At 47.1% G+C, this 8,859-nt stretch carries 5 protein-coding genes; 3 read left to right on the top strand and 2 right to left on the bottom strand.

The window, feature by feature from the left end; genetic code table 11:
* The first annotated feature begins 176 nt into the window (after nucleotides 1-176).
* Both AACV78_RS13585 and AACV78_RS13580 read left to right on the top strand, forming a co-directional pair.
* Entirely contained in the window at nucleotides 177-1,517 is a 1,341-nt protein-coding gene (locus AACV78_RS13585) for an adenylosuccinate synthase (RefSeq protein ID WP_194010150.1), read from the top strand.
* A gap of 582 nt (nucleotides 1,518-2,099) precedes the next feature.
* The gene (locus AACV78_RS13580) at nucleotides 2,100-2,711 is read left to right on the top strand and encodes a 50S ribosomal protein L25/general stress protein Ctc (RefSeq protein WP_194010149.1); all 612 of its coding nucleotides are present in this window, start codon (nucleotides 2,100-2,102) and stop codon (nucleotides 2,709-2,711) included.
* Nucleotides 2,712-2,930: 219 nt separating this feature from the next.
* On the opposite strand, the gene AACV78_RS13575 is transcribed toward AACV78_RS13580, so the two are convergent.
* Both AACV78_RS13575 and AACV78_RS13570 read right to left on the bottom strand, forming a co-directional pair.
* Nucleotides 2,931-3,218, bottom strand: coding sequence for a PDDEXK family nuclease (locus AACV78_RS13575; protein ID WP_194010148.1), 288 nt, complete (start codon nucleotides 3,216-3,218; stop codon nucleotides 2,931-2,933).
* Between the two features lie 133 nt (nucleotides 3,219-3,351).
* A complete protein-coding gene (locus AACV78_RS13570; protein WP_194010147.1) occupies nucleotides 3,352-3,822 on the bottom strand; it encodes a hypothetical protein in 471 nt (156 codons plus the stop codon).
* Nucleotides 3,823-3,959: 137 nt separating this feature from the next.
* On the opposite strand from AACV78_RS13570, the gene AACV78_RS13565 reads away from it, so the two are divergent.
* Complete coding sequence (locus AACV78_RS13565) at nucleotides 3,960-8,633, top strand: tetratricopeptide repeat protein (protein ID WP_194010146.1); 4,674 nt, start codon at nucleotides 3,960-3,962, stop codon at nucleotides 8,631-8,633.
* Nucleotides 8,634-8,859 lie beyond the last annotated feature (226 nt).

Here is an 8,859-nt window from a genome sequence, read left to right as displayed (position 1 = left end):
CTATTCCCATTCTCCCCCTCTCCCATTCTCCCCCTCTCCCCCGATCGTGCTGGAAGTGGGTTGAAAGCGCCATAGAGCCTCAACTTTCTCAATTGTAACAAAAATATATTTGACATCCGCGACACATTCGTACATAATCGGAGTTTGTGTCAACCTGAACTGAACGCGAGAAACCCTTGGCTAACGTAGTTGTGATCGGCGCCCAGTGGGGCGATGAAGGAAAAGGCAAAATTACCGATTTGCTCAGCAAATCCGCAGATATCGTTGTACGGTACCAAGGGGGCGTCAACGCCGGTCACACCGTGGTAGTCAACGGTAAAACTTTCAAGTTGCACTTAATTCCGTCCGGGATTCTCTATCCCGAGACACAGTGTATCATCGGCTGCGGCACGGTAATCGACCCTAAAGTTTTAATTGCAGAGTTAGATCAGCTAGAAAAACTGAATATTTCGACTGCCTCCCTGATGATTTCAGAGACGGCTCACATCACCATGCCCTATCACCGATTAATCGATGTGGCATCGGAACAACAGCGGGGAAATTATAAAATCGGGACGACGGGACGCGGCATTGGCCCTACCTACGCCGACAAATCGGAACGCACAGGCATTCGGATGCTCGATTTAATGGACTTGGAAGGTTTGCAAGAACAACTGGAATGGACGATAAATCATAAAAACGTCATTCTTGAAAAACTCTACAATTTGCCACCTCTCAATCCGCAAGATGTAATTGATGAATATCGAGTTTATGCAGAACGTTTGCGGCCGCACGTAGTAGACAGTTCCCTGAAAATTTATGAGGGACTTCACACGCGCAAAAATATTCTGTTTGAAGGCGCGCAAGGCACTTTATTAGACTTAGACCACGGCACCTATCCTTACGTTACTTCTAGCAATCCCATCGCGGGTGGCGCTTGCGTGGGAACTGGTGTCGGGCCCACAGCGATCGATCGCGTCATTGGCGTAGCAAAAGCCTACACAACCCGCGTCGGAGAAGGCCCCTTCCCTACGGAAATGGTCGATGGGATAGGCGCAGTTTTAGGCGAAAGAGGTGCAGAATTCGGCACCACAACTGGTCGGAAACGTCGCTGCGGCTGGTTCGACGCAGTAATCGGCCGCTACGCAGTCCGCATTAACGGCCTTGACTGTCTGGCAATTACCAAACTCGATGTTTTAGATGAATTAGAAGAAATAAAAGTTTGTGTTGCTTACGAAATTAACGGCGAACGCTGTATAGATTTCCCGAAAAGTTCCCGGATATTTGCTCAGTGCAAGCCCATTTACGAAACCCTTCCCGGTTGGAAACAGTCTACGGAAGATTGCCGCAAGTTGGAAGATTTGCCGTCACAAGCATTGGATTATCTCAAGTTTTTGGCGGACTTAATGGAAGTGCCGATCGCAATTGTATCTCTCGGAGCCAGCCGCGACCAAACTATCATTGTCGAAGACCCGATTCATGGCCCCAAACGCGCTTTGCTGTCTGCTGACGGCCATCCCGCAGCCAAAGCATTTTAGATTGCCGATTTGGGATTTGAGATAGGGTAAAGAGCGATCGGATAGCCGGAGATTGAGAGAATCATCGGTATCAACTTAATCTCAAGTATATTATCAGTCTGCTCTGTGACTATTAGGCCCGCCGATCCCCCCTAGTCCCCCTTAACAAGGGGGGAACCGGAGTCCTAAAACTCAACCCCTACTCCCCTTTATTGAGGGGGATTTAGGGAGAGAGAGGCTCAGTTATAAACAAGAGATACAAAGGTTTTTAGGCGATTTTTGACGGGAACATTTGTGTTTTGCATTTGATGTGCTCGCACTATAATAAAAAAATGCTTTTTGCAAAACACCAGATGCTCTCATTGTTGACACGCCTTGGCGAAGAATTGCCGAATCACCAATGACTAGCCTTTGGCTTGCTTCGGCTACGCCAGCAGAAAAGTCGCTCTTCGGCTAAAATGACCAATGCCCAATCACTAATGACCAATGACTAATGACTAATGACTAATGACTAATGACTAATTATCAGGGAATTTAATTAAGTTCGATCGCGCTTTGCACAAATTTGATAAAATGTAAAAACAATCAACAGAAAGTAATAAAATGGAACTCTCAGTAGAATGTCAAAAGCGGGCAGAAGGCAGCAAGCCTAACGCCCTCCGCCGCTCAGGATTGATTCCCGCCGTCCTTTACGGCCACAAAGGCTCTGAATCCATAGCCCTTACCGTCAAAGCCAAAACAGTTGAAAACCTGCTCAAAAAGCACGTAGTCAACAACGCCCTAATTGACCTCAGTATTCCCGACCTCTCTTGGAGCGGAAAAACCTTGCTCCGAGAAGTTCAAGTTCATCCTTGGAAGGGCTATCCTTACCACCTGAGCTTTTTCTCCGTCGCGAGTCAAGACAGCCTGGAAGTTGAAGTGTCGCTAAGTTTTGTCGGCGAATCTGTCGGTGTCAAGTTAGAAGGCGGCATCTTGGATACCGTGCTGACCCAACTAGCAGTTAAGTGCAAACCTGACAGCATTCCTGAATCAATAGAAGTAGATATTTCTAATTTAAAAGTAGGGGATGCGCTGCACATTGAGGAATTAGTTTTGCCTGCGGGAGTAGTAGCTCTCGGCGAACCAACTCAGGTGGTTGTTAGCGTGCTGGGAATTCAAGCAGGTTCTGAAGCCGAAGACGTAGAAGAAGAAGCAGCAGCCGCGGCAGGAGCTTGATTAGTAATTACTAATATTTGTTAACTAATTGTTGACAAAAAGGCGATCGCACGGCTTGGGAAAATGGCGATCGTTTTTTGCTAAAAAGACTCTTCTCCTTTGGGTGCGATCGCACGGCTAATGTCAAATGATTGTTGATAATTGGTATTATATTGTGTCCGGTCAATTGACAGCAATGTTATTATTACGATCGCCTACCGGACACGATATTACTGCGAATTATGCCGGTCGCACTTTCTCTACTGGGCATTGAATCTGCCCTCGCACCCATTGACGAAAATCAATCTCTGCGGCAACTTCATCAATGAAAGCCACTTCTAGAAACCGGAATAAATCCGTTTTTTCAATGATGCCAAAAGTCGGAGATCGATCGCACTCGACATAGGCCCCATCAACTAATTGCAGAATTCGCCATACCCGCCCGTTAAACCGCCAAAACTCAGGCACTCCCATACTCGCATAGAGTGTATTTTTATTGATATCGGTATTAGTAATATCCACTTCCATTATATAAAGGTTTAATACCAATGGAAGAAAGTAGCGCTAGATATTACCCCCCCAACCCCCCCGCGATTTCGGGGGGGGGCTAAGACTTCATCCGTAGCACATATGAAAGAAAAATGGTTTAAGTTAACCCTGACTACGATTTTACCGCAGCGATCGGCTGATATTTCCCCACCTTTGGCGAGCTCGAATCCGCTCGAACGACCACAATCGTTGTAAGCGCGGGTTCGCCAACAATCTTTAATTCACATTCAGAAGATATATAGAACCCATTTGATATCTTTGAGTTTTTAGGTTGGGTGACGAGAAATATAGAGAGAAACTGGTTTCTGAGATTTACGCAAGGGGCGAGAAACCGGGTTTCTTGGAGTTTTTGGTTGGGTGACGAGAAATATAGACAGAAACCCGGTTTCTGAGATTTACGCAGAATAGATATCAAATGGGTTCTATAAACCCGCCCCCACTCGACAAAAATACAAGGAGGAGGTTCGCCAAAAGCCAGCCAAAACTCCAGAGCCAGTAAACCAGCCGCAGCCCGCACCGAGGAGTCCGATCGACCTGACTGTATCATCTTCCTGCTGCGATCGCCCTCTTTACCTTTCTTCAAAAACACCCTAGAGACCGGCCCGATCTATAAAATTTTTAAATTTGGGGAACAAGAGAGCGATCGTTGATGTCAAACCGCTGTAGACTTATTAAGTGTTTTGAATATATACATAAATTGCTATATCTGGAGCCGCCCCTATGCCATCAACAGTAAATACAGAATCAACAGCGGTTCAATTTAACCAACAGGGAGAAATATACTTATCCCAAGGAAAATTAGAAGAAGCGATCGCCTCCTGCGAGCAAGCTTTGAAAATGCACCCCAATTTTGCACCGGCTTACAAGACTTTGGGTAAGGCGCTGCAAGCTCAAGGCAGGATGGAAGAGGCGCGGCACTGGTACGCTAAAGCTGTGGAAATAGAACCGAATTTTGCGGAAGTATACGCGAATTTGGGCAGCCTTTGCGCGCAGCAGGAAAAATGGCAGGAGGCGATCGGATTTTATCAAAAGGCGATCGGCCTGAAACCGAATTTCGCCGGAGTATACCGCAATTTAGCAAAAGTATTCGGACAAATTGGCAAAGGGGCAGAATCTCAGGAATGCTGGTATCGCGCATTTTCTTTGGAACCGGAAACAGCCAAGCCCTCGGAACACTTGAGTATGGGCGATGCTTTTTTCCGCCAGGAAAAGTTGCCCGAAGCTATTTCTTGTTACGATCGCGCTATAAAATTAAATCCTAATCTGGCGCAAGCCTACCAAAATATCGGCGAAGCCCTCAAAAAACAAGGCAAGTTAGAAGAAGCCACAGTATATTATCGCAAAGCTATTGAACTGAACGCAGCTAATGCTAGAAATGGCAGCGATGGAGAGCAAACTTTGGCTGGTGCAACGGCGACAAATGGTGCTGCTAAGCCGCCACAAGTTCAACAACAAATACCGCAACAGGTTCAACAACAACAAGTTAAACAACAAATACCTGAGCAAATATTGCGGAAAATACCGCAAGAAATACTGAACCAAATACCGCAACAACTTCAACAACAGCTTGGGCGTCAACAAGTTCAGCAACCTGTTAATGCTGGAATTACTACAGAAGATCCAGAAGCATACAAAATACTCGCAGAAGGTTATTTTGCTCAGGGTAAATGGGAACAGGCAATTTCTGCTTGCAAGAAAGCTCTACAAATTAAGCCGGAAGCGCCACTTTATAAAATGCTGGGCAACGCCTTGCAAGCGGTTGGAAAAATTGATGAAGCTAAAAGTTGCTATGTCAAAGCAATAGAAATTAATCCGAATTTTGCTGAAGCTTATGCTAATTACGGCAGCATTTGCGCGCAGCAGGAACAGTGGCAGCAAGCGGTTTCTGCTTACGAAAAGGCGATCGCCCTGAAGCCGGATTTCGCCGGCGCTTTCCGCAATTTTGCGAAACTTTTAACTCAATTAGGGAAGTCTGAGGCGGCTGCTGAGGCTTTGTACCGGGCCTATGCGCTCGACCCCAAGTCTGGCACCGCCGAGGAACACGAGAATTTAGCCAAAACTTTGATCGAGCAAGGTAAGGTAAATCAAGGTATTGACTGTTACCGGCGCGCGGTTGAGTTGAACCCAAATGCTGGTGCAGCTTATCATGAATTGGGCGAAATTCTCAGAAGTCAAGAACAGTGGGAAGCGGCGGTAGATGCTTACAGCAACGCTATTAGAAATAATCCCGAACTTTCTTGGTCGCACAACAATTTAGCTGAGTCGCTGGTGAAGTTGGAACGGTGGGAGGAAGCTGTAAATGCTTACCGGATGGCGATCGAATTAAATCCCGATTTTAGCTGGTCTCACAACAATTTAGCTGATGTTTTGCTGAAGTTGGAACGGTGGGATGAGGCGGTGGAAGCTTATCGGAAAGCAACTGAGTTAAATCCCGATTTTAGTTGGTCGCACAATTATTTGGCTGACGCGCTGGTTAAGTTGGAACGGTGGGATGAGGCGGTAGAAGCTTACCAAAGGTCGATCGAACTGAATCCAGACCATTTTTGGGCGCACAACAATTTAGCAGAAACGCTGGTGAATTTGGAACGCTGGGATGAGGCGGTTGTTGCGTACCGGCGGGCTAACGAAATTGACCCGAATTTTTTCTGGTCGCATAGCAAGTTGGGCGACGCGCTGCTAGAAATGGAAAGGTGGGAGGAGGCGATCGAGGTTTACCGTCGCGCGGCCGAGTTAAATCCTGATTTTGCGTGGACTTATTACAACATGGGGACGGCTCTGGAGAAGCTGGAACGGTGGGATGAGGCGATCGCTTCTTACCGCCGTGCTGTGGAAATTCAGCCGGATTTGCCGTGGATTTCGCAAAAGCTGGCTGATGCTTTGAGGATGCGATCGCAGTGGGATTTGCAGCAGTCAATGGGTTTGTACCGAAAGGCGATTCAGGAGAATCCCGATGATGTACAGTTGTATCACAAGGCGCTGGAGATTGCGCCGAATGATGCTGACCTTTATGTTGAGTTGGCGGATGCTTTGGTGCGCCACAGTTGGCCGGATGGGGCGATCGTCTTTTATCAGATGGCGTTGCAGATTCGGCCTGATGACAAGGCTATTTCTGGGCTGTTGGAAGATGTGTTAAAAAAAAAGGGGGTAAGTAGGGCGGTAGAAAAAAGTGCTGCTAGCCGACAATCTGGAAGTGCGATCGAAGACACTCCTGGAGTAGCTGCTGAGTACCACGAATTAGGCGAGTCTCTGCAACAAGAAGGTAAATATACCGAGGCTATTGCGGCCTACCGCAAAGCAATTGCAATTAACCCCAATTACTTTGGAACTCACCACAATTTAGGCGATGTCCTGAAATGGAGGGGTAAAATTGATGAGTCTATTAAAAGCTATCAGAAAGCCGCAGAAGTGAATCCAAGTTTTGTTTGGTCGCACCACAACTTAGGGGATGTATTGCAACAAGAAGGTCGGCTTGATGAAGCGGTTGCGGCATATAGGAGAGCGATCGAGGTTGCTCCTGAATTTGGCTGGTCGTACCACAATTTAGCAAAAACTTTAGCTAAACAAGACAAGCTTTCGGAAGCTCTGGAAGCTTATCAGACGGCGAGCAAACTCGATCCGAAACTTTTTGGTTTGGATTATGAAAACTTGCGAGATTCGCTATTCCTCGGTCAAGACCCAGCTTATACGAAGTGGCGCGCCAAGCACAGCCCCAGAGAAGCTGATTTGCGGAAGATGGCTGAAACATTAGAAATCTTTAGCTACAAGCCGCTGATTAGCATTGTCATGCCGATCTACAACACGCCAGAGAATTATCTCAGGGAAGCTATAGACTCAGTTCTCAATCAAATATATCCCTACTGGGAACTGTGCATTGCTGACGACGCATCAACTGCGCCTCATGTCAAGCGAATATTGCAAGAATATGCAGCCAAAGATAGCCGGATCAAAGTAGTTTATCGAACCAAAAACGGTCACATTTCTCACTGTTCCAATTCTGCTTTGGAGTTGGCGACGGGTGAATTTGTATCTTTATTAGACCACGATGATACGCTGACACCGGAGGCTTTGTATGAAGTGGTGCTGTTGCTGAACCGCCACCCGGAGGCGGACATGATTTATTCGGATGAAGACAAGATTTATCAGGATCAAGAACTGATAAATCCTTTCTTCAAGGCCGAATGGAGTCCCGATTCGTTTTTGTCTCGGATGTACACTTGCCATTTGGGAACTTACAGGAAAAACTTAATCGATGAAATCGGTGGTTTTAGACCAGGTTTTGAGGGAGCTCAGGATTACGATTTGGTTCTGAGGTTTACGGAAAAAACTGACAAGATTTTTCACATTCCTAAAATTCTTTACCACTGGAGAATGCACGCGGGTTCGGCTGCTGGCGGTGTAGATGCTAAACCCTATGCCTATGATGCAGGGCAAAAAGCTTTGCAAGAGGCGATCGAACGCCGGGGCGAACCGGGAAGGATTGAAGGCGTTCCCTACTTTTTGGGACACTTTATTGCCCGTTACAAGATTGCGGATTACAAGCGGGTAAGCATCATTATTCCGACGCGGGATTTAGGCGATGTTTTGGACAATTGCTTGGAGTCTATCTTTACTAAGAGTGTCTATCCCAACTACGAAGTTATCGTCATCGACAACGGCAGTCAAGAGCAACACACGGCGGAAATTTTGGCTAAATGGACGGCTGAGGAATCAGCAAGGTTTAAAAGTTATCGGCTGGATATTCCGTTCAATTTCTCGAAGATTAACAACTACGCTGCTAGCAAAGCGGAGGGAGATTACTTGCTGTTTTTGAATAACGATACAGAGGTAATTACTCCCGATTGGATTGACGGGATGGTTGAACAAGCTCAGAGAAGCTCGATCGGGGCTGTGGGCAATTTACTGATATATTCAGATAACAAAATCCAGCACGCGGGAGTGGTGATGGGACTCGGCGGCGGTGTGGCAGGTCACAGTTATTATCATATGCCGCGATCGATACCGGGATATTTCGGGAATGTGGTAGGTATGAACAATGTTTCAGCGGTAACTGCTGCGTGTTTGATGTGCCGGCGCGAAGTATTTGAGAGTGTTGGAGGGTTTGACGAAGAACTAACAGTGGCGTACAATGATGTGGATTTGTGTTTGAAAATGCTAGAGAAAGGGTACCGCAATATTTACCTGCCTCATGTAGTTCTCTACCACCACGAATCTAAAAGCCGGGGTTACGAGGATTCGCCGGAAAAGAAAGAGCGACTGAGGAAGGAATCGAAGCTGATGGAAAGCCGGTGGCAAAAATATATTGAGAATGACCCTTACTACAGCCCTCATTTAACCAGGGCTTGTCAAGACAGCGGTATCAGGTTGGAGGATGAGAATTGGCGGCCGAGTCATTAGGAACATCCCCATGAGGGTAGGCACGGGGGCACTACCCCTACAAGGGGGTAGGCACGGGGGCACACTACAAGGGGGTAGGCACGGGGGCTACAAATCAACAACCTGTAGGGGCGGTGCCCCCGTGCCCGCCCTGGATGCCGGGGGAATCGCAAGGATTGTAACCGAGACAGAAAACCGATACTGGTTGGTGGGAAGGGTAGGCACGGGGGCACTACCCCTACAAATC

It is taken from the genome of Tychonema sp. LEGE 07196 (assembly GCF_963890365.1).
GTDB lineage: Bacteria > Cyanobacteriota > Cyanobacteriia > Cyanobacteriales > Microcoleaceae > Microcoleus.
The sequence above is the reverse complement of the archived record's forward strand: the minus strand, read 5'-3'. Positions and strand labels throughout refer to the sequence as shown.

What these genes read in the sequence shown, in the direction of transcription:
- AACV78_RS13580 (WP_194010149.1), top strand. Translation starts at nt 2,100, where the DNA reads ATGGAACTCTCAGTAGAATGTCAAAAGCGGGCAGAAGGCAGCAAGCCT.
- AACV78_RS13575 (WP_194010148.1), bottom strand. Translation starts at nt 3,218, where the DNA reads ATGGAAGTGGATATTACTAATACCGATATCAATAAAAATACACTCTAT.
- AACV78_RS13565 (WP_194010146.1), top strand. Translation starts at nt 3,960, where the DNA reads ATGCCATCAACAGTAAATACAGAATCAACAGCGGTTCAATTTAACCAA.